Below are 22,241 nucleotides of genomic sequence, written 5' to 3' on the forward strand. Positions count from 1 at the left end.
ATGATTGTTTTATTTTGTGAAATCATTTCCTTAAAATTAGAGAATATTTTCTAATTTTCCTAGTATATTACTAATGCGTCAGGAAAATATTAGTATTTATGCAGTTTGGTCATTTATTCTGATGGATATTACCTAATCCAAATTGCGACTTCTGATTATTTTTGATGATCTTTCATTCGTCCAAAAATGGTTTTTAAAGAATTTTCTAATTTATCTATAGCGCCTGTCACAGCCATTTCAATTGTATTCGCTTGACTTGTCACTGCTATTGGTTGCTTACCTTCGATCCTTGCTTCCATGATGCATTGAATGTCATTTGGACCTTCCTTTGTACCGTTTTGATCTGATAAATGAACTTCTATGCGTGAAAGATTAGCGTCAAAATGCTTTAATCCACTTTCAATTAAGGAAGTAAAATATGCTTCGTTTCTCTCATCTCCTTCTATCGTTTTATCAGTATTAAATTGAATCTTCATTTTTATATTTTTTATGATTAATTAATCTTTTTAGGCAAAGTAAAGCTTATATCAATATAAACAATAAAAAAGCCGCTTTTTAAATCTAATTTATTGATTCCATTGGACATTTACAACAATTTCATTTCTCCTTGCCAGCAATTGAAATGGTGCGTTGTAGCCAAGAAATCGAAAGTTTCCGTAGTAATTGATGCCACTCCTCTTCAAAGCCTCTTCTAATTTACTTGCATACTTTTTAATTTCATCGTCATTTGCAAATCCACCAAATTGAATTGCGGCCATGTATTCATCTGCACTTTTTTCAAGTTTAATAGTTGAATCGTTCGGTTTGGGTAGATTATCCAAATTGTAGTCAGCCGGCATCACAAAGCTCATGGAGGACATGGAATCATTTATATCCATATGCACAGGTGATGTCATGGCTATCTTTTTTTCCCCTTCATTACTCCCAAATATATAAGACGCTAACTTATTAAATCCGGGACTGGATAATTCTTTATAGGTTTTTGCATCCATTGATATCGTGGCCATGATAGCGGCTGGATATTTTCGAATCTCAAAATCCTTCTCCGATTTGATAATTTTGTAGGGTTGTGTTTCTGTTTTGGCCATAATAAAATAAATTTGAGAGAGGATAAATACACCAGTTATTATAGCGATGACAATTAAAGTTAATTTCATAGTTAGTTGTTTTGCATTTTTAAAAAGTGGGAGATAGGTTTTTCGTCCTTCTACAAAAGACTAATTAATCTTACTTTTAGCTTTTTAAGTAATTATTATCCCACATTTAAAGGAAAGTGTATTAGTATAACTTCCGTATTGGAAGATGGTTGTAATTATTGTGCAGTATAGCCGCCGTCTATTGTATAATATGCGCCGGTGACGAAGGAGGATTTTGAAGAACTGAGCCAAAGAACCAATTCTGCCACTTCCTCTGAAGTACCTAATCTGCCGATTGGATGCATTGCCGCTATTGCTTTTAATGTATCATCGTCCAACGCATTAGTAAGCAATGGTGTACTAATATATCCAGGACCTATTGCGTTTACACGGATATTCTGATCAGCATATTCCAATGCCGCAGTCTTAGTAAGACCAATGACTCCATGTTTTGCTGACACATATGCTGAACTATTTCTGGTACCGACAATAGCTAGTATAGATGCCATGTTTACAATGCTTCCGCCTCCAGATTTCAACATGGCAGGTATCTGATAATGCATTCCATAAAATACCCCGGACAAATTAATTGCAATTACTTTATCCCAACCGTCTATTGGGTATTCGCCGACAGGTCCTAATGGGCCGCCAATACCTGCGTTGTTGCATACAATGTGAAGTCCTCCATACTTTTCTACGGTCTGCTCCACGAGCAATTCATGTTCACGCGGTTTTGAAGTGTCTGTTTTGATAAATATAGCTTCTCCACCTGAAGAGGTAATTTGGTTCACAGTTTCTTGCGAACCTTTTACATCAATATCAGCTATGACAACCTTGGCACCTTCTGTAGCGAGCAATATCGCACTCGCACGACCAATACCGGATCCACCTCCTGTTACAATAGCAACTTTATTTTCTAATGCATTCATTTTTTTATTATTTATTTTATTTTAAATCAATTGTCGGCGGTTTAATAAATAGTCATACTAATATTTATCATGTTAGCCATTCTTTACTCAACCTAAATAGTTCTAAAATTGAAACAGATATTTAAGACAAATAATTCTTTAATGTGAAATAATTCTTGGCATGAAAATCAAGGCCTTTCTATTCAGGAAAAAGCGAAGCATAAAAATGATTCTTACAAGCAATTCATATATTTTAATTAAGTTACAGTAGACAATATTTAATAGATAGACTTACATTTGAAGGCGATCAAAATAATTTTAATTTGAATATACCAATCGTAAATGAATATTTACATTTTGAAAATGGAATCTATCCGATTCTTTAAACTTATATCAAACTAAAGCGCAATACTTATTATTAGGAAATTTTAAAAACAAGTTTCATTGAAAGCAATATTATTCTTTTTTATTTCTATTCATTTTCTAACAGCTCAGGATTTAAAACTCACCGATATCCAAGGTCGATGGTATGTCATTCAATCCAACTTTCCTATGTGGCTTTCCGGGAAAAAAACAAACCCAACATTTAATTACACCATCATGGAAAGGAAGGGCGATACCGTATTATTGGATGAAGTTAAGTATCTGAAAAAGGGAAAGAATAAAACCATAGTCGGATATGATAAGACTCTGGATGATAGCAATACCCGATTTATCTGGAGAGGAAAGGGGCTGCTCTTCATTGCCAAAAGCAAGTGGGAGATTATTTATATAAGTGATAATCATCGTTGGGCCATCATCCATTTTAAAAAGACCCTTTTTACACCGGAAGGATATGATGTCATTAGCAGAAATAAGGCGATGGATTATGTGTTGGGGTTGGATGTGAAGAAGAAGTTAGAAGATTTAAGTATTGAAGGAGTGGAGGAAGTAAGATAGTATTAGAGTTAACCAGTATTAGAGTTAATAAGTATTAGAGTGGACAGTAATAGAGTTAACCAGTGAGAGTGCACCAGTTTTTAGTGCACCTGGATTTAGGTACATGGCTAAGCTTGATCGTAATATAGAATTAATCAATAAGAAGCTCTGAAAGAGCGTTTTCTCCCTATCGAATTGCGAAAGCTTTTCGTTTATGTAGTATTAGAGTTAACCAGTATTAGAGTTAATAAGTATTAGAGTGGACAGTAATAGAGTTAACCAGTGAGAGTGTACCAGTTGTTAGTGCACCTGGATTTAGGTACATGGCTAAGCTTGATCGTAATATAGAATTAATCAATAAGAAGCTCTGAAAGAGCGTTTTCTCCCAGCGAATTGCGAAAGCTTTTCGTTTATGTAGGAAAAGTATTAGAGTTAATCAGTAATAGAGTTAATAAGTATTAGAGTGGACAGTAATAGAGTTAATCAGTGAGAGTGTACCAGTTGTTAGTGCACCTGGATTTAGGTACATGGCTAAGCTTGATCGTAATATAGAATTAATCAATAAGAAGCTTTGAAAGAGCGTTTTCTCCTAGCGAATTGCGAAAGCTTTTCGTTTATGTAGTTTATATAGGAAAAGTATTAGAGTTAACCAGTTAACCAGTATTAGAGTGGACAGTAATAGAGTTTTAGAGTTGAATAATATTCTAAATAACAGGTACTAAGCCATAAAGTGTGTAAGTTATAAAAATGAATAAATTTATAACGAAAAACAAAAAATCAAATGGATTCAAAAGATTTTATCAGTGATGAGATTTTAAAGCAATTTAAGACAGGAGATGAATTGATGAGTTTTCTAACATCGATTCAAAAACGAGGGATAGAAAAGATACTAGAGGGCGAAATGGATAGCCACCTTGGATATGAAAAGCACGATAAAAACCGGTGCACCAAACTCAAGAAATGGGTTTAGTAATAAGAAGATTAAAACTAGTTTTGGAGAGGATAACATTCAGGTACCAAGAGATAGAGATGGTAGTTTTTCACCGATGCTTGTTCCAAAGCGAAAAGGAATGGCTGAAGGTATAGAAAATATCATCATTTCATTGTATTCAAGGGGCATGAGTAATAGCGATATAGAAAACCAGATCAGGGATCTATACAATGTAGAAGTATCAACTTCAACGATTTCAAGAATAACAAATGCTATAACAGAGGATATTGTAGCATGGCAAAATAGGCCGCTGGAAGATGTCTATTTGATTGTCTGGTTAGATGGAATTGTATTTAAGGTAAGAGAACAATCCAAGGTAATAAACAAGACGATTTATATAGCGATCGGCCTGAGGCAAGATGGTATAAAGGAAGTGTTGGGTTTGTGGCTAGGGTGGAAAGAGAGCTCCAGCTTTTGGATGAGTGTATTGACAGACATGAAAGCACGTGGTGTAAATGATATACTCATAACAGCTACAGACAATTTAAATGGTTTTACGGAAACGATCAAAACGGTTTTCCCACAATCAAACACTCAAATATGCATTGTCCATCAGATCAGAAATGCATGCAAATTTGTGTCATATAAAGACCGAAAGCCATTTACAGCTGATATAGAAGAAAATATATGGAGCGCCAACGAAACAATCAGCAGAGGCAGCATTTAAGGACTTTGCAATGACTTGGGAAGATAAGTATCCGTATTCAGTACAATCATGGAGGACTAACTGGGATGAATTAACGACTTTTTCAGCTTCCCTTAGAAATCCGTAAGATTATGTATACAACTAATTTAATAGAGAACCTGAATGGAAAAATCAGAAAATATACAAAAAACAAGCTTTCTTTTCCAACTGATGAATCTGTTATGAAATCAGTTTATCTGGCCATAAGAGAAGCTACAAGGAAATGGTCCATGCCTATTCAACTGGGGCGTGGTAACCAATCAATTTATTATTATCTTTGGAGAGAGATTAACCAATTTTATGAAAGCTTAGGGGAGCCCAAAAAAACAACTTACACACTTTGTGGGATAGTGTCAAATAACAATTATTCCGCGTCCAAATTGCCATTAATCCTGATGCCAACCGATAATTCCAGCGAATAATTAACCACCTTTTGTTCCGGATAGATGATGTTATTTCCTTGATAATCCTGACCGGCGAATCTCAGAGAAAAGATCTGACGTGAAAGATCCGGTTGTAATTGCAGGTCGATGAAACCCATGTGAAACCCTAATGGAATATTGATTCCACCACCCACATCCAGGCCGTAATTGAATTTTCTTACAAAATCATCAAAGCCCTGAAAGTAGTTTGAGAGTTCGTAATCTAATGTGTATTCTGCTCGTAAATCCAGCGAATAAAAATATCTAAAATCAGGGCCAAAGCTTTTTCTGCCTCCAAGGGCAAAGGAAAGATTGTGAAATCTATTCTTTATAGTGAATCCATCATAATTAACTCCATTTTGGGTCTGACCTCCATTAACTCTCTGGCTGCTACCACGCTGATGATATGCCAGCTCTGCAAAAAATGCAAATGGTTTTCCAGGTTCATATGATTCTACAGCAACGGAGCCATGCAACCCTAAGAGTGGTTGAGTAGAACCAACGCTATTCCACCTTTGAAATCCAAGGGATGGGCCTGCCTTGAAGGACCAAATTGAATATTGAGCATTCAATTGCTGCATAGAAGCAGTGCAGAGGAAAAACAATATAACCGGAATTAATATTTGAATTTTTTCCCCCTTGAGAATAGTTGCTAACTTCATTTTAGACGCTTTTAAAAAATGGAAGGTAACAACTTTTTATTGCACTGGAGTTTCTTTTAGGGAATAATTAACTTTTTTTTCCTTCACTTTTGTCCGTATCGGACAGATTTATATGGTCTTTCCATCGCTTTGATTCAAGCAGCGATCTCTGAAGCAAATATTCTATCTGACCATTGGTACTGCGGAATTCGTCCGCAGCCCATTTTTCCAGAAGTTTCATTGTTTCAGGATTTATTCTTAAGACAAATGATTTTTTTGACAAAATATTTATAAAATTAGAAATTAGAAATTAGAAGTGAGTCGTCAGTCGTCAGTCGTCAGTGGTCAGAGGTGTCTGATATCTGACTACTGATCACTGACCACTGTTTAGTGATTAAGCGTTCCTGCATTGATGACAGGATGTGCTGACCTGTCAGAACATAATACTACCATCAGATTGCTCACCATGGCAGCCTTGCTGTGTTCATCAAAATCAACGATCTTACCTTCCTGTAGCTTTGTCAATGCGAGGTCGACCATACCCACAGCACCTTCAACAATTTTCTTACGAGCTGCTACGATTGCTATTGCTTGTTGCCTTTGAAGCATCGCTCCAGCTATCTCCTGTGCATATGCCAAGTGGCTGATTCTGGCTTCGATGATGACTATTCCGGCACTTTCTAAACGGTCATGCAGCGCTTTTTCTAACTCTTCATTTACTTTTTCAGCACCTGATAATAGTGTCAAATCAGCATTTTCATCCTCAAATTGGTCATAAGGGTATTTATTGGCAAGGACACGGATAGCAGCTTCACTCTGTATGCGAACGAAATTGACATAATCATCTACCTCATATAATGCCTTGAAAGTATCTGAAACCTTCCAAACGATTACTGCTGCAATTTCTATAGGATTGCCCACGCCGTCATTGACCTTAAGTTTTTCGCCGTTGAGGTTTCTAGCCCTTAAAGATAATTTTTTACTGATGTAAAAAGGATTAACCCAAAAGAACCCATTTTCCTTGATCGTTCCCACGTATTTTCCGAAGAAAATCAGTGCAATCGCTTCATTTGGATTGACGATTTTAAATCCGGGAACAAGAAAGAAAAAGAGCACTCCTGAAATTATTAAAAATTGAGGAGGAAAGATTTCATTAGCGGCTAAATAAATAGTCGCAGCCACTAATACAGCTAGAAAAAGGATCATTATGAATCCTGAAATTGGTTTTATAAGTTTTTCTTTTAACATGATGCTTAATTTTTTAAGTAAAGATAGTAATATGATATCAATTTGGTATCATAACGCTATAATGATTTATTTAGTTTCAAAAACAGAATAATTTGTTGGGAAATAAAAAATTGTATATTAGCGTCTTTAAGATTAAACATGTGGTTTAGTATTGGTGTTAACCAACTTTAACTAGATCATAAAAAAATATATACTAATTTATGGACCCATTGAAAGAGCTTTTTAAAGCTAAAGCTTTTCCTGTCAGAGATGAATTAAAGGCCGTTTTGAAAGAGCATGGTGAATTAAAAATCGCCGATGTTAAAGTTAGTCAACTCATAGGTGGGATGCGCAGCATTAAATCTATGTTGTGGGAAACTTCCCTGCTCGATCCTGAGGAGGGCATTCGCTTCAGAGGTTATTCTATCCCTCAACTTATCGAAGAACTTCCAAAGGCAGAAGGAGATACAGAGCCATTGCCGGAAGGACTTTTCTGGCTAATGCTCACAGGAGATATCCCATCTAAAGAAAATGTAACATGGTTAAGTGCAGAATTCGAAAGGAGGGCTGAAGTTCGTCCTGAAGTACTTGCAGTGATAGATGCCTGCACCAACGATGTGCATCCAATGACCATGTTTAGTATTGCTGTTCTGGCGATGCAACCGTCCAGCGTCTTTGCCCAAAAGTATGACGAAGGCCTGAGTAAAGCTGATTATTGGGATCCAACATACGAGGATACTCTAAATCTAATAGCTAAACTGCCTGTCATTGCTTCTTACATATATAGAAAGGTATTCAAAAATGGTGACCACATCGCTCCTAAAAAAGGATTGGATTGGGCGGCAAATTTTGCTCATATGCTTGGGTTTGAAGCACCTGACTTCACGAGTTTGCTGAGATTATATATGACTATTCATGCTGATCATGAGGGTGGAAATGCAAGTGCGCATGCTACACACCTTGTAGGGAGCACATTGAGTGACGCTTACTTATCCTTCAGTGGAGGGCTAAACGCCTTATCTGGTCCATTGCATGGTCTAGCAAATCAGGAAGTGGTCAACTGGATCAATGAAATGGTGGAGCAAATAGGGACTAAAAAACCAACAAAAGAACAAATAGCTGACTACGTGAATACGACTTTGGCGGCAGGACAGGTGGTACCGGGTTATGGGCATGCAGTGCTAAGAAAACCGGATCCAAGATTTTCAGAACAGAAAAGATTTTCAGAGCAATATATCCCCGACGATGACTATGTTCAGATCGTTTGGAAAGTATTCGATGTAGTGCCGGGAATACTAGGCGGACTGGGCAAAGTTGCTAATCCATGGCCTAATGTAGATGCTCATTCAGGTGCTATACTTATACACTATGGCCTCACTGAAGCAAGATTTTACACAGTCTTATTTGGTGTGAGCCGGGCTCTTGGAGTATTGGCTCAGTTATGCTGGTCAAGAGTGTTAGGCCTTCCATTAGAAAGACCGAAATCCATCACCTTTGAAAATGTAAAAGACTTTATCAACAATAACAAAAATCAAAATTAAACGAAGATGAGCATTCCTAAAGAACTAAAATACAGTAAAGAGCACGAGTGGATAAGTGTAGAAGGAAATATAGGAACTATTGGCATAACTGAATTTGCTCAAGGTGAACTTGGAGATCTGGTGTATGTAGATATAGATACTGTAGGTCAAGTGGTTAAAAAAGACGAAATATTCGGTACGGTGGAAGCTGTAAAAACCACTTCGGATCTTTTTCTTCCTGTGACAGGTAAGATACTTGAGGTTAATTCAGAAATCACTGAAAGTGGTGGAGATGATCCGGGTCTAATTAATTCGTCACCTTACGAAGATGGTTGGATAGTAAAGATCGAAATCATGGATCCGTCTGAACTAGACACCTTGTTGGACAGTGAAGCATATGCCGCCTTAGTGGGATAATGATCAAAAAACCTTTAGAGCGACATCGCTTATTTAGAATCATCACCTGGGTATGGTTAGCTATTCTGACCATACTCCTGCTGCTGCCGGGCAGAGATATACCCAAAATAGACCTCGATCTGGGTATTCCAATTGACAAATTGGTCCATTTTACTTCACTTTTTATTGCTACAGGCTCATTCCTTTTAAGTATTCATTGGGAAGAAAACAAACATCGAGTTAAGATCATCTTAGGACTGATATTCTATGGAATTTTTATGGAATTCTTTCAGCATATCCTTCAAAAAAGCCGCGCCTTTGAAGTGGCAGACATCATAGCCAACCTAACGGGAGTTTTATCTGCTGTCCTATTGTATATTATTGTTGGAAAAATAATAAAAAATTAACATTTTGCCTAACCAATCAAAATACCTTTATTTGGTTAGAATCCAAATAAAAAGATACCTTTGCCGAACTATTTCCAAATTGAATTATTATACTACTGAATTTTAAGTGTTTTATTTTGTTGTCAAATCTTTCTCATTTACAACAAGATATAAGTAAAAGTCATTGTTTATCATTAAAGTTTTCTAACGAATGCAAAAGTTTTTCCTCTTATTTCTGACAATCTTATTTTCTTCCCAAATAGCCTTGAGTCAAGAGACAGCCGCGTTCAAATGGCAGCCTGTTTCTAAAAACCAACTTCTACAAAAAGGATTTGCTAACGATCAGAATGTTCCAATTAATAACCTTTTTAAGGTCGATTTTGAATCATTAAATCAAACTTTACTGAATTATGATATCAATGATAAATCTGCTTTGATCATCGATATGCCTGTATTGAATGGAAAAACGGAAAAGTATGAATTGACAAATTCGTCAATTATGGAAGCACCATTACAAAATAAATATCCTTCGTTAAGGACCTTTATGCTAAGATCTATAACTGATAGATCAATACAAGGTCGATTGGCAGTTACTCCTGAAGGGTTGTCTGCTATCATAGATATTGATGGCTTTGAAGTCCTTATTAATAAGGTAAGTAAAAAAGACAATGACCACTACGCTGTATTCAAATTGGTTGAAGATCTTATAGGGTCAGATAAATTAACACCAATGGCCTGTGGCGCACATATTGAGGATATACCTATGGTCGAGCCTGCCGCTGCAGATGCTTTGAACATTAGAGGAAATGAGATCACAATGATGCACTTTAGGGTAGGTATTGCCACGACATCAAGTTTCGGTGAAGAGATTGGTTCTACAAGTGTAGAAGCTACATTGGCAAAAGTGGTGCAGGTTATGAACAATGTCAACCTAAGATATAACAAAGATCATGCGATGCAGCTAGATCTAATCGCAAATGAAGACAAGTTAATTTATGTGCCGGGAACTACAGACTTTTTTACAATACAAGACAATGGTGGTCAACTATTGGGTCAGAGTCAAGCCTTCTTTAATCAAACAATTCTTAGTAATCAATATGATTATGCTCAGACCTGGACGGAGCGATGTTCTGATGTTGGAGGTGTCGTAAGTGGTTCTGCCTGTAATAATCAAAGCAAGGCAAGAGGAGTCTCTTGTGGACCTGCAAATGTAGGGTATTTTCTTACTACTGTTAAACATGAAATGGGCCATCAATTCAGTGCCAGCCACACATTCAATGCCTGCAACGGCTCCGATCAGATAGCTACACAAGGTGCCTACGAACCGGGAAGTGGCAGTACAATCATGGGTTATCCGGGAGCTTGCGCGAGCGACAATATTCAAAATAATGCCGACGATTATTTTCATGTGATCAGCATCCTTCAGGTGCGAAATCACCACGCCAATAATCCTGGCTGTGGAACCTTCGGCACTGAGATAAATCATGTACCTGATATCGTATTACCGACTTACAGCTCATCTTTACTTACCATACCCGCTGATACACCTTATGAGTTGGTAGGAACCGCAACGGATATGGATGGTGACAACCTGTTATACGGATGGGAACAATTCGATCCGGGATCAGGAGAGCCTCTTGGTACAAACTTTGCTTCAGGACCATTGAACAGACCTTATCCACCATCAGCTAAAGGTTATTATAGGATTATACCAAAGATAAATAACATTATCAATGATATATTTGATATTGCTGATAGGATACCATCCGCGACCAGAGAAATGAACTGGAAATTAATCGCCAGAGATTACAATCCAAATGCAGGTGGTGTAGGTATTGCTGATTTTAAATTCAAAGTTGATTCAAATGCCGGACCCTTCAAATTTACTTTTCCTGCCAAGAATACGGATACGATTTTTGAATTAGGTCAATATGTTGAATTAAAGTGGGACGTAGCTAACTCTGATAAAGCTCCAGTAAATTGTGAAGCAGTAAATATTTACTATTCGATCAATGGTGGTACTGATTTTACAGATACACTTTTACTTAATACACCGAATGATGGTCATGAATTTGTTATGTTACCGGTTAAAGCTGTTAACTCAAGATTTAAAATTAAAGGAGCAGGAAGCATCTTTTTGGATATTTCAAGAAAGGCTCTAAGGGTAAATGAACCGGCTGAAGCAGGTTATTCATATGATGTATATCCTCACAATGCGTTACTCTGCCCGGCAAGTCCAAAAGAATTTACAATCAAAAGTATTTCATGGAAAGATTATTCCACACCTGTCAAGGTCGAGCTCGTGGACGGATGGCCGGCCAATACGATCATCTCTCTTAACAAATCAGCACTTGCACCGGGCGAAGATGTCATATTATCTATCGACACGAAGGATGTCAATGAAGCCGGCTTTTTCACGATTAAATTGAGAGGAATTTCAGAAGGATTCGATACATTATACAGGTATGTAACGGTAGAGGTTTTGCCTTCAAAACTGGAATTTGTCTCTGCAGTCAATCCATTACCGGGCACTGTAAATTCTCCTCAGGTACCTACCTTTGGATGGGCTCCTATACCGGGTGCTGACCAATACGTTTTCGAACTATCTTCTGACTCAAGATTTATCAATATTATTGATTCATATGTCGGAGTGCAGCCTAATTTTAATACATTGCTTGTATTAGCGCCGGGTACTATATTCTATTGGAGAGTAAGGGCTATCAACAGATGTTTTGAAGGTCCATGGTCAGATTACAATACATTCCAGACTATTTTGTATGAATGCAATACGATCTCGGCATTGGGATTACCTAAAAATATTTCAAGTAATGTAACCATTCCTCCTGTTGAGATCAAATTTGATATTTCAAATCAGGTAGGTACTACAGCAGATATAAATCTCAAAAACATCAATATAAGCCATGGTGATATATCAAAACTAGAGATTTCGGCAAAATCGCCTTCCGGCAAAATCGTTAAGGTTATAAGTGAGCGTTGCTCCGGCATCTCTGGAATGAATACCTCTTTTGATGATTCTTCTCCACTTCCGATCTCTTGTGGACAAATAAAAGCCGACAAGACTTTTCAGCCTGGAGAAGCTTTGAGTGCTTTTAATGGGGATCCGGTCCAGGGAGATTGGTCTGTATCAATTACTACTAAAAAAGGTGGGTCTTCGGGTGTCATCAGTAGTCTAGATTTTGAATTGTGTGCAAGTGTAACGAGTTCACCGATCATCAAGATAAATAATAATGTACTCAAGGTAAAAACAGGCTTTGCTCAAACTGTTGAAAATAAAGATCTGAAATATGAATCTGACCAAACCACAGAAGACAATATCTGGTATTTCCTTCTTTCCGAGCCGGAACATGGCTATTTTACTTCTTATGGTCAGAGACTTTACAAGGGTGATCGATTCTTACAATCATTCCTGAACGACTGGGCATTAGAATATGTCCCTTTCGATGATGTATATGAAGGAGCTGATGAAGTAACATTATTGGTCAGAGATAATAAGTTTGGTTATCTGGCTCCAGAGATATTTAAGATTGACTTAAATAAATCAAATATATTAAAGTCTAATCCTAAGGTCAATGATGTTTCCAATCTAATCAGATTATATCCTAATCCTACGAAAGATCTGATTACAATAGATATGAGTGACTTTAAATGGTCAGGCAATGCGAAACTAAATATCACGGATCTATCAGGTAAATTGATATTATCCAGAGTACTTTCAAGTGGCACAGCAACCGTAAACATAGACCTTGGTCAAGTGGCATCTGGTGTGTATTTCGCTAATATTATCTCCGGCAACTATGTTGCAAAGCAAAAATTAATTAAAATCTAAGCATCTCAGATGAATCATAATTTATTAAAAATCACTTATCTCTTTATTTCTCTGCCTTTATTACTTCAGGGACAGAGTTTAGAAGGTACATGGAAGCAACTGCCATTGACGTCCGAACTTTCAACAAGAATGAATGCAGACCTGGTGTTGCCATCAGATGCGAAAGCATATCTTGTAGATGTTTCTGTCATCAATAACCTCTTGATGAATACGCGGTCTTCAGAACAAATTCAAATGGCTCTGCCGCTAGGATCAGAAGGAGAAGAGGAGATTTTTAATATGACATATGATCCTATCATGGGAATTATGGATCAAAAGAAGTTTTCAGATATTCTTACATTCCGCGCTGTTTCAACAGACGGTAAGGGTAAGTTAGGTCGAATTGGTATTTCTAGTCTTGGATTTTATGGCATTTTTGAATCTGAGGATGGTCAGACCATTATCCGCCACGGTAATGGAGAGGAGAAAGATAAAGTCTTTATCTATGATTTGGATAGAAAGATGGCATTGGTGGATCCACTCTTGTTGGGTGTTTGTGGTACTGAAAGTGCCCCTAAAATATCACACAATTTCGATGTCCTTCAGACAAGAGATGAAATAAGGAAGATGAGAAATTATCGTCTTGCCATCTCATGCACCTCTGGCTTTGCAACCATCGCAGGCGGATCAGAATCTGCAGTAATGGCAAAGGTTGTGGAAGCGGTAAACTTATTAAATCTCAGGTATCATGTCGATTTTGGTTTCCGAATGACACTCATTGACAATAATGAAAGATTGTTTAATCTTTCTGCTGCGACTGATTACTTTGTAGATCAAACTAAAGGACTTGGACTATTAAGACAAAATCAGAATTTCATAGATAGCCTACTTTCTCCGGAAGATTATGATTTGTCACAGGTTTTTACTAAAGTTTGTTCTGATGTAGGAGGAGTGGTTTCCGGACGAGCATGCGATGACAACTCAAAGGCAAGAGGTGTATCTTGTAGGAGCAGTGATGAAGATTATTTTTTCACTACATTCAAACATGAGATGGGACATCAGTTCAATGGGGGACATACCTTTAATGCTTGCAACGGCAGTACACAATATGACCCAGAATCATCTTACGAACCAGGCGCAGGTAGTACGATATTATCATATGGAAATAATTGTGGTGACGACAATGTCGGTACAAGAAAAGATTACTTCCATGTGATCAACATCATAGAGATGACTACTTATGCTATGGAAACAGAAGCATTATGTGGTACTTTAGGCACTGATATAAATCATGCTCCGGTAGCAAAAGTATCCTATCCTTCAGGTGTACTTACTATTCCAATCCTCACGCCCTTTGAGCTTACAGGCACCGGAACAGACATCGATGGCACCGGATTAACATATAACTGGGAACAGTTCGATCTGGGCACTGGTGATCCATTAGGCACCAATTTCGAAACAGGTCCACTGTTTGCGTCTCAGGATCCAAGAAATGCTGGAGCAACAAGGCTAATTCCTAAGCTTGCAGATGTTTTGTCAGGAGCTTACACCAAGAGTGAGCGGATGCCGGAGGTGAGTAGAGAGCTAAATTTTAAGATGACGATTCGGGACAACGATCAAAAAGTTGGTGCCACCGATATAGCTGATTTTAAATTTGAATCTACAATTGATGCAGGACCATTTCAAGTGACTTTCCCCTCGAAAGAGATAGATACAATTTTCACAGTAGGTCAACATATTTTAGTTCAATGGGATGTAGCGAATACTGATCAAAGCCCAGTCAATTGTAAGTTTGTGAACATAATGCTTTCCAACAATGACGGCTTGACCTTTCCTGATACTTTGGTATATAGAACTCCAAACGATGGCAGCGAATACATAATGTTGTACAAAGCAACTACAAGAGGAAGAGTGAAAGTGAAAGCGGCAGACAATATATTTTTGGATATTTCCAAAAAGTCTATGCGTGTAGTTCTTCCGGCAGATGCCGGATATTCAGTTGATGCATTTCCTCATGATGGAGCTACTTGCTTATATTCAACATTTGCATATCAGATTAAATCTATCCAATGGAATGGTTTTACCGCTCCAATTAAATTGGAAATCACAGATCCGGGCAACGATCAATTTATCATTGCATTCGAAAAAGATAATATCCTACCTGGGGAGACCATAAAGTTAAATGTCGATGCCAGAAATGTCGATGTAGCAGGTACTTATGTCATTAAGTTTATGGCTACCGCAGAGGGTGCTGATACCGTATGGAGTTCAGTAAATCTTGTCATCGGTGAAGACGATCAACCTTTTGCAGGAGTCGTTTCCCCGATCAATCTCAATCAGGAAGTTTCTGTTAAGCCAATTTTTCAGTGGAATAAAACAACCAGCGCTGCTTCGTACGAATTCGAGCTGGCTACAAACCCTTCCTTTGATGAGGAATCCGTGATATATGGATTAGAAACTGACTTAACTAAATTTACATATAATTTCAACCTTGAATCTAAAACTATTTATTTCTGGAGAGTAAGAGCCATGGGGGATTGTGGATGGGGACGCTGGTCGGAAACAAACATATTCAGGACTTCATCTGCCGAATCACCAAACACACTTGAGCAGATCAATAATCAAGTACTTAAGGTCAAAACAAATAATGCAAGGTTCATAGGTCATGATGATCTTTATCATACATCTGTCCAAGAGCCAAATGAAGACTTAACATATACATTACTTGCAGAAACAAGTCATGGAAGTTTGAATTTAAATGGAAGCAAACTGAGTGTAGGACAACAATTTACACAGGATGACATTGACAACGGTATTATGCATTATAACGCTGATCAATTGGATTATCAAGGAGCTGATAGGTTTGACTTTTTGGTTTATGACAGTCAGGCAACCTTCATAGGGCCTTACACGATGCTGATCGATATCAATGATCAAAACCCGTTGAGTACAAAAGAAGATCTTACGAAAGTAGACCATTTAGTGACTTTGTTTCCAAGCCCATCTTCGGGTCAGGTTACTTTAACATATGCAGGAAAAGTAGCGCTAAGCGATGCTACTGTGATGATTTACAATGTAAATGGCAATGCGGTCTGGTCAAAAAATTACGCCGGTAGTTGGAATAATTCAACATTAGATCTTAATTCACTGACTAGCGGGACTTATGTACTAGTGCTCAAATCAGGAAATTATATTTCAAAAAAGAGGCTGGTCAAATTGTAAAAAATTATATTTGCCTCATTAAAACGTGGTATGTACCTATTTTTGGGATTAATTACGTTTAGAGAGTGCAAAATATGTTTAAATCAAAATACTTCTGGCTTCACATAGGACTAATCCTTATTGCCATTTGTGTACTAATCGCCATAGTATTTTCTTTACTGGGTATGTATACGCATCATGGTGAGAAAATTCCTATTCCAAAACTACTGGAATTGACTGTAGATCGAGGTACGAATCTTTGTGAAGATGCAGGATTCGAGCTGATTGTATCAGATTCTGTTTTTGTAGTAGGACAACGTGGTGGTACTATTATAGCGCAAAATCCCGAACCTGCATCATTTGCTAAAGAGGGCAGAAAAGTCTATGTAACAATTACCAAGTTCTCTGCTGATATGATATCCATCTCAACGTTGCCCGCCTTATATGGTAAAAGTTATGAGCTGAAGAAAAAGGTATTGCTAGATGGATTTGAGATACAGTCTAGTGTCGCTGGATATCTCTTTGACAAGGGTGATCCCGGTCAGATACTCAAAGTAATCCTGGGCACTGATACGATTATCGATCAAAATGGTATTGCAGAAAATATCAATATTCCGAGAGGTGGTAAGTTGAGATTTATATTGTCTTCAAAAGAAGGAGGAAAGGTACAAGTGCCGGATCTGGTCTGCAGAACTTATGACGAGGCAATATTCCTGGCAGCAGGCAATTTTCAACTCGCCATACGATCTGGTGAGGGCGGTGAATACATTATTTCTCAAGAACCAGCCTTCGCACCCGGCTCAGTTATAGAAAGGGGAGATTCTATTTCAATAATACTTTCAGATACCCGACCACTGGAATGTCCAGAAGCTATTGAATGACCAAAATGTAAGGTTGCAACAAAAAGCGCGGCCATTTCGTTTTTATAAAAAATTTTACCACGAATGATTCGACTTTCACTTAGTTTACTTACTATAATATTTGTTTTAAGCTTTAACAATTCGAGCTCTGCGCAGATTATTTTCTCAAACCTGACAGAGAATCCTGCATTATTATCGGTTAAGAATACGGAACTGGAAGAGCGCAATTATATTTCAAGTCAAAGGTTGGTTATCCTGGCTGCAGATACACAGAAAGTTTGTATCCAAAGACCAGATCTGGGCTTTTTTGATACTCTTTATTATGCGTCTTCAAATGTACCTGTTGATATTGACTTCAGTATAGATCTGAATTGTGTCACTATTTCTGCACATGCCAATGCGCCTGTTAGTTCAGTGGCATTGCCATTTGCATTTGTCACAAGTGATGGTAACATTTTGTCATACACTATATATGTTGATATCGTCAAGCCATTGGTGTTGCCTTTCTTCGATGACTTTGCATACAACTCAAAAATACCGGATCCGGCCAGATGGGTGGATAAAAATGTATTCATTAATCAAACAATGGCAGTTGATCCACCTAGTATTGGTGTAGCGACTTTTGATGGCCTAAATTCTAATGGAACACCATATGGAGGAGGTTTTAACAGAGCTGATTATTTAACATCAAACTATATAGATCTTTCAGGAATCACTGCAAATGACTCAGTTTACCTAAGTTATTTTTTACAAGCTAAGGGCAATACATACAATCATCAACAGAGGGACAGTATAGAGCTTGAGTTTAAAAATGACAAGGGAGAGTGGAAATCTGTCGCTTCATACAAAGGTATTAGCCCTAATAATCCGTCTGATTACATTCCCCCATTCCAGCAATACAATATTGTAGTTGATAAGAGCTTCTACCACCGAGGATTTCAATTTAGATTTGTGAATTACAATTATAGATTGGGTGTGTATTCGACTTGGCACCTTGATTATGTTAAAATGGTAGTAAATCAGAAACCCTCGTTAAACTTAATGGATATAGCATTCATTAAGCCGCCAAACAAATTTTTAAAAACATATTCGGCCATTCCTTATAAACAGTTGAGTGGACATGAGAATGAAGAATTAGCCAATACGACAGAGATTGAGCTCTATAATCACTTTCTTGAGACAGCTGAAGATCTTGTAGATCCGAGATTGAACATTAAAGAAATTACCACAGGTACTCAAATTTACGAAGGCGCTCTTGTGAATCTTGTATCTCAACTTAACCCTGCTGTGGGTATAAATAGATTTTCCAATGCATTCGATGCCGGCCAGATAGCAGATGCTATAGCTTCAGTTCCCGCAGGTCAGCTTCCATTAATTTTCAGGACTACTTATACCTTTGATCAGGATCAGGAGACCCCGCTTCTTGAAGAAAACAACACAGCATTTTCAGATACTGAAGTAGGATATACGATGGCTTATGATGATGGAACTGCTGAACTTAATATCGCTGCAGAGGCCAATAATAGCACAAAATCACAGATAGCCGTTAAGTTTCATTTAAATGAAGGGGACTCTCTACGGGCTATTCAGTTTCATTTTCCAAGATTGTTTGACGATGTAAGCAAGCAACTTTTCAATATCAAAATATGGGTAGGAGATCTTAACAAAGAAGAAGCAGATTATACGTATCAATTGCAAAAGCCGATCTATGCGGATGGCATATTCGATACACTGCAAGGATTCACGACGTATCCATTGACTGATGACTTGTATGACAGCATTCCGAAGCCGCTGTATATTCCTGCTGGAGACTATTATGTAGGTTGGCAGCAATTTACTGTTTCATCTGCCGGTCAATTTATCCCCGTAGGATTTGACAGAAATTACAAAGGCGGGGAGGCAATTACTTATTACAAATCTACAGGAGACTGGAAGCCGCTTTCGGAACTATCTACTTCACCCTTGTTGAAAGGTGTACCGATGATCCGTGCCAAGTTCCAAAATTCCTTGCTCACTTCAGCGACGAAAGACTTAGATAAAGTGCAATCACTTTCCTTCTATCCAAATCCATCAAATGGTACAATATGGTTAGATAAAAAGCTTGAATTGCCGGTCAATAGCACTTATAAGATCTATGATGCTATGGGCAATAAAGTTCAGTCAGGTAGAATGGAATCACAGCTTAATATCTCTAACCTGCAAGGTAATCTGTACTATATTCAAGTGATGAAGGCGGATGGACAATTGTTTGGAACGTCGAAGATCATGGTGATCAGATAATATATTTAAAGTTAGAAGGCAGAAATTAGAAGTTAGAATAAAACTTCGAATGAAGTGTAGAGCAAACATTTGGGGTATTATAGGCAAAATGAATTTTGCAGACACACGAACTTAGGTTAACCTACGCTCAGCACTTCATAGCGAATGATGTACAAAATTTAAATTAAAAACTTAGATCGTGAGGTTCGGCGTAGGTTAACCTACGTCGGGGTGTCATCAAAGTTTACTTTGAAAAATACAAAAAGATGTGTTTAACGAAATGTATTTATTTGCCGAAGTCGTCCAAGATCATGGTCATCAGGTAAAGTAATAATTCAGCTATACCGTGTAAATAATTATAGCCTCTGTAGGGACAGGTCGCGACCTGTCCCTACAGAGGCTATAATTATTTACTGTCCTCAAAAAGTCATCTCCTTCACCTTCTTCCAGATCTCCTCATGCAGATCTTCAATGCTGAGCGTCCCGTCAAGAATGACAATATTCTCTCCGTCATTTGTCGTTTCGAAAGCATTCATAAAGTCTTCGTGAGTATTGGTCTGCTTCTCTATATTTTCATAGATATCTAGTTTCTCCCTACTTTCAGTGAGTCTTTTTAAAGTGATGACAGGATCAATATTCAGATAAAAGGTGATGTCTGCTTTTAAAAAACTTTTACAGATACTATTTGCAGAAATGAGCCATTGGAGTGAAACATATTCCCCCTGAAATGCATAAGAGGAATAATAATATCTGCTTGAGATCACATTGAAACCCTTTTCCATCATCGCGAGTATGCCAGATTCCGGATTTTTGATATGGTCCAATCTATCAGCAAGGTACAATGCTGCCATGACCGAGGCATCGACTTCTTCATCACCGCTTAGGATGGAGCGAATGAGCTTGCCAATAGGCCCATCTGTAGGTTCGTGAGTGGTCATAGCTTTTTTCCCTTCCGCCTGAAATCTCTTTTGCAAAAGATCGATCTGGGTGCTTTTACCACTGCCATCGATACCTTCTATTACTATAAACATTGATTTTGACATAAGAATATAATTTTATTGACGATGAAGAAGAGATTAACCTTCCGATTATCTGCTAAATTATATATTTTTGGAACAATCAATCCTATTTAATACAAAATTGGATTTTTTAATTAACCGACATTTTTATGAATAATGACATAAATACAGTGATTTTAGACAAATTTATCCGAAAAATTAAGCGTGTCAATTCGACTAATATTAGATCATAAGGATTAGAAATAGATCATATAATAAATTAAAAAAGTAGATGATAGTCAATTGTAACGTGCTTGGCGAAGAGAGAAGTTTTGATACAGAGAGAGGATTAGACTTGTCAATAGAGTTGCACAAAGGATATCCTCAAGTCAATTGTTTCAATGCGCCACTTTTTTCCACTACGCCTTTAAGGGAAGGATCTTTTGTCGGATCTACCTTGCATGGTTCACCGGTTAATTTTTACGATGTAGCTATTAATCCGCATGGAAATGGCACGCATACTGAATGTGTAGGGCATATTGCCAAGGAGCCATATTATATTAATGAGTGCTATAAAAGTGATTTTCATGTGGCACAATTGATCAGCATTTTTCCTTTACTTGAAGAAAATGGAGATAAAACAATACCATTGGGACATCTTGAACAGCTATGGGACTATAAAGGTGAGGACGCATTGGTCATCAGAACATTGCCGAACGGCGAGGAAAAGCGCACAAAGAATTATTCCAATTCCAATCCGACATATTTTACTGATGATGCGATGCGTTTTATAGTAGAGACGGGGATAAAACATCTATTAATAGACTTGCCAAGTGTCGACAGAGAGTTGGACGAAGGAAGAGTAAGCTGTCACAAAATATTTTGGAATTACCCTGGGAATGAGGTTAGAAAAGATGCTACGATATCGGAACTTATTTTTGTTCCGGATGGTGTAAGTGATGGAATTTATTTGCTAAATTTACAGTTATTAAACATACAATTAGACGTGTCTCCAAGTCGACCCATGTTATATAATTTATTTTGAAATGGGTATTTCAACTGAATACGAACAAACAATATTCGATCGATTCCTGTCCATCGATTCAGGGGCGTATAGAGATATTGTTCATTTTTATGAGGACTATCGGGATAGATTATATAGTCTGGATGCGCTTAAACGGTTTGAAATTCAGGCCTGCTATGTTGAAGCGCTCTTTGAAATGGGCAAGTACAGGGAAGTTCTTTTCATCATCGATGATACGATCGAAACAGCGATTGTATTCGATTATTCCAGGTTATTCGGGGTAGATATTTATTTTAATTTATTACTCAAAAAAGCAGTCGCCTTATTTCAGTTACACAAAACAGATGAATCGCTTATAGTTACCAAGCAACTATTGTCCATGTGTCCTGATGAACCAAATGTTAGGTTTTTTTTCAAAGAGATTATGCTTTACCAATGTCGCAAACTCGTATTACCTACAAGGGTATTTTTTATTTCGGGGCTGATCACCACCACAGTTCTTATGGCATTCGAAATACTTATTATATGGCCTTTTTATAACGAGATCAGCGACACCGTAACTAAAGTTCGTAATTTACTTTTCCTTTTTTCGGTGCTCATCTTCTTATCGGGCGAAGCATCAAGATTCCTGCTTATGGAATGGCAATCATTTTTGCATTTCAATTTTATTAAAAAACAAAAGGATATCAAAAGCAAAACACTTAAAAAAGATATTAAAGAAATACATAAATAAATTTAGATCTTATCTCTTAAGATTGCAAAATAAAATTTGCCACACACGCTCTTCAAACCAACATGGGTTATCTTTGTTCTTTGAATAATTGGTTATAACATTTTAATGTA

17 protein-coding genes and 1 pseudogene are annotated in these 22,241 nt (G+C 37.4%); 11 read left to right on the forward strand and 7 right to left on the reverse strand.

Annotation, left to right across the window (positions count from 1 at the left end):
- Window positions 1-155: 155 nt before the first annotated feature.
- From IPI15_RS17110 to IPI15_RS17120, 3 genes are all read right to left on the reverse strand, one after another.
- On the reverse strand, window positions 156-476 hold the full coding sequence (locus IPI15_RS17110; protein WP_287404309.1) for an HPF/RaiA family ribosome-associated protein: 321 nt from the start codon (window positions 474-476) through the stop codon (window positions 156-158).
- Window positions 477-566: 90 nt separating this feature from the next.
- A complete protein-coding gene (locus IPI15_RS17115; protein WP_287404976.1) occupies window positions 567-1,157 on the reverse strand; it encodes an SOUL family heme-binding protein in 591 nt (196 codons plus the stop codon).
- Window positions 1,158-1,312: 155 nt separating this feature from the next.
- Entirely contained in the window at window positions 1,313-2,065 is a 753-nt protein-coding gene (locus IPI15_RS17120) for an SDR family NAD(P)-dependent oxidoreductase (RefSeq protein ID WP_287404978.1), read from the reverse strand.
- Window positions 2,066-2,488: 423 nt separating this feature from the next.
- Between IPI15_RS17120 and IPI15_RS17125 the strand changes: the two genes are divergently transcribed.
- Complete coding sequence (locus IPI15_RS17125) at window positions 2,489-2,983, forward strand: lipocalin/fatty-acid binding family protein (RefSeq protein WP_287421540.1); 495 nt, start codon at window positions 2,489-2,491, stop codon at window positions 2,981-2,983.
- A gap of 760 nt (window positions 2,984-3,743) precedes the next feature.
- Window positions 3,744-4,950 (forward strand): annotated as a pseudogene (locus IPI15_RS19995) (IS256 family transposase).
- A gap of 52 nt (window positions 4,951-5,002) precedes the next feature.
- On the opposite strand, the gene IPI15_RS17140 reads toward IPI15_RS19995, so the two are convergent.
- From IPI15_RS17140 to IPI15_RS17150, 3 genes are all read right to left on the reverse strand, one after another.
- Window positions 5,003-5,722, reverse strand: a complete 720-nt coding sequence (locus tag IPI15_RS17140) for an outer membrane beta-barrel protein (protein ID WP_287404301.1) — start codon at window positions 5,720-5,722, stop codon at window positions 5,003-5,005.
- 67 nt (window positions 5,723-5,789) lie between these two features.
- A complete protein-coding gene (locus tag IPI15_RS17145) occupies window positions 5,790-5,987 on the reverse strand; it encodes a type II toxin-antitoxin system antitoxin (protein ID WP_353738771.1) in 198 nt (65 codons plus the stop codon).
- Window positions 5,988-6,088: 101 nt separating this feature from the next.
- Window positions 6,089-6,949, reverse strand: coding sequence for an SPFH domain-containing protein (locus IPI15_RS17150; protein ID WP_287404296.1), 861 nt, complete (start codon window positions 6,947-6,949; stop codon window positions 6,089-6,091).
- 200 nt (window positions 6,950-7,149) lie between these two features.
- Between IPI15_RS17150 and IPI15_RS17155 the strand changes: the two genes are divergently transcribed.
- The 7 genes from IPI15_RS17155 (at window position 7,150) to IPI15_RS17185 (ending at window position 19,397) form a co-directional block, all read left to right on the forward strand.
- On the forward strand, window positions 7,150-8,469 hold the full coding sequence (locus tag IPI15_RS17155) for a citrate (Si)-synthase (RefSeq protein ID WP_287404293.1): 1,320 nt from the start codon (window positions 7,150-7,152) through the stop codon (window positions 8,467-8,469).
- A 6-nt stretch (window positions 8,470-8,475) separates the two neighbouring features.
- Window positions 8,476-8,865, forward strand: a complete 390-nt coding sequence (gene gcvH / locus IPI15_RS17160; protein WP_287404291.1) for a glycine cleavage system protein GcvH — start codon at window positions 8,476-8,478, stop codon at window positions 8,863-8,865.
- Window positions 8,865-9,251 carry a VanZ family protein gene (locus tag IPI15_RS17165; RefSeq protein ID WP_287404289.1) on the forward strand — a complete coding sequence of 129 codons (387 nt, stop codon included), beginning with the start codon at window positions 8,865-8,867 and terminating at the stop codon, window positions 9,249-9,251. The genes gcvH and IPI15_RS17165 overlap by 1 nt, the downstream gene beginning before the upstream one ends.
- Before the next feature lie 190 nt (window positions 9,252-9,441).
- Entirely contained in the window at window positions 9,442-13,077 is a 3,636-nt protein-coding gene (locus IPI15_RS17170) for a zinc-dependent metalloprotease (protein ID WP_287421546.1), read from the forward strand.
- A gap of 9 nt (window positions 13,078-13,086) precedes the next feature.
- Window positions 13,087-16,278 (forward strand): reprolysin-like metallopeptidase, encoded by a 3,192-nt coding sequence (locus tag IPI15_RS17175; protein WP_287421548.1) that lies wholly within the window; start codon window positions 13,087-13,089, stop codon window positions 16,276-16,278.
- A gap of 74 nt (window positions 16,279-16,352) precedes the next feature.
- A complete protein-coding gene (locus IPI15_RS17180) occupies window positions 16,353-17,138 on the forward strand; it encodes a PASTA domain-containing protein (RefSeq protein WP_287404998.1) in 786 nt (261 codons plus the stop codon).
- Between the two features lie 63 nt (window positions 17,139-17,201).
- Complete coding sequence (locus IPI15_RS17185; RefSeq protein WP_287421550.1) at window positions 17,202-19,397, forward strand: T9SS type A sorting domain-containing protein; 2,196 nt, start codon at window positions 17,202-17,204, stop codon at window positions 19,395-19,397.
- Window positions 19,398-19,795: 398 nt separating this feature from the next.
- Here the strand turns inward: IPI15_RS17185 and tmk are convergent, their stop codons facing one another.
- Window positions 19,796-20,419: a dTMP kinase gene (gene tmk, locus IPI15_RS17190; protein WP_287405002.1), complete on the reverse strand. Its 624-nt coding sequence runs from the start codon at window positions 20,417-20,419 to the stop codon at window positions 19,796-19,798.
- 247 nt (window positions 20,420-20,666) lie between these two features.
- Here tmk and IPI15_RS17195 point away from each other — a divergent pair, with 247 nt between their 5' ends.
- Together IPI15_RS17195 and IPI15_RS17200 are read left to right on the forward strand one after the other, a co-directional pair.
- Window positions 20,667-21,419: a cyclase family protein gene (locus IPI15_RS17195; RefSeq protein ID WP_287405004.1), complete on the forward strand. Its 753-nt coding sequence runs from the start codon at window positions 20,667-20,669 to the stop codon at window positions 21,417-21,419.
- 1 nt (window position 21,420) lies between these two features.
- Window positions 21,421-22,131: a hypothetical protein gene (locus tag IPI15_RS17200; RefSeq protein ID WP_287405006.1), complete on the forward strand. Its 711-nt coding sequence runs from the start codon at window positions 21,421-21,423 to the stop codon at window positions 22,129-22,131.
- Window positions 22,132-22,241: the final 110 nt, after the last annotated feature.

Origin of the sequence: Candidatus Brachybacter algidus (genome assembly GCF_016707225.1) — a bacterium.
Lineage (GTDB): Bacteria > Bacteroidota > Bacteroidia > Chitinophagales > Saprospiraceae > Parvibacillus > Parvibacillus algidus.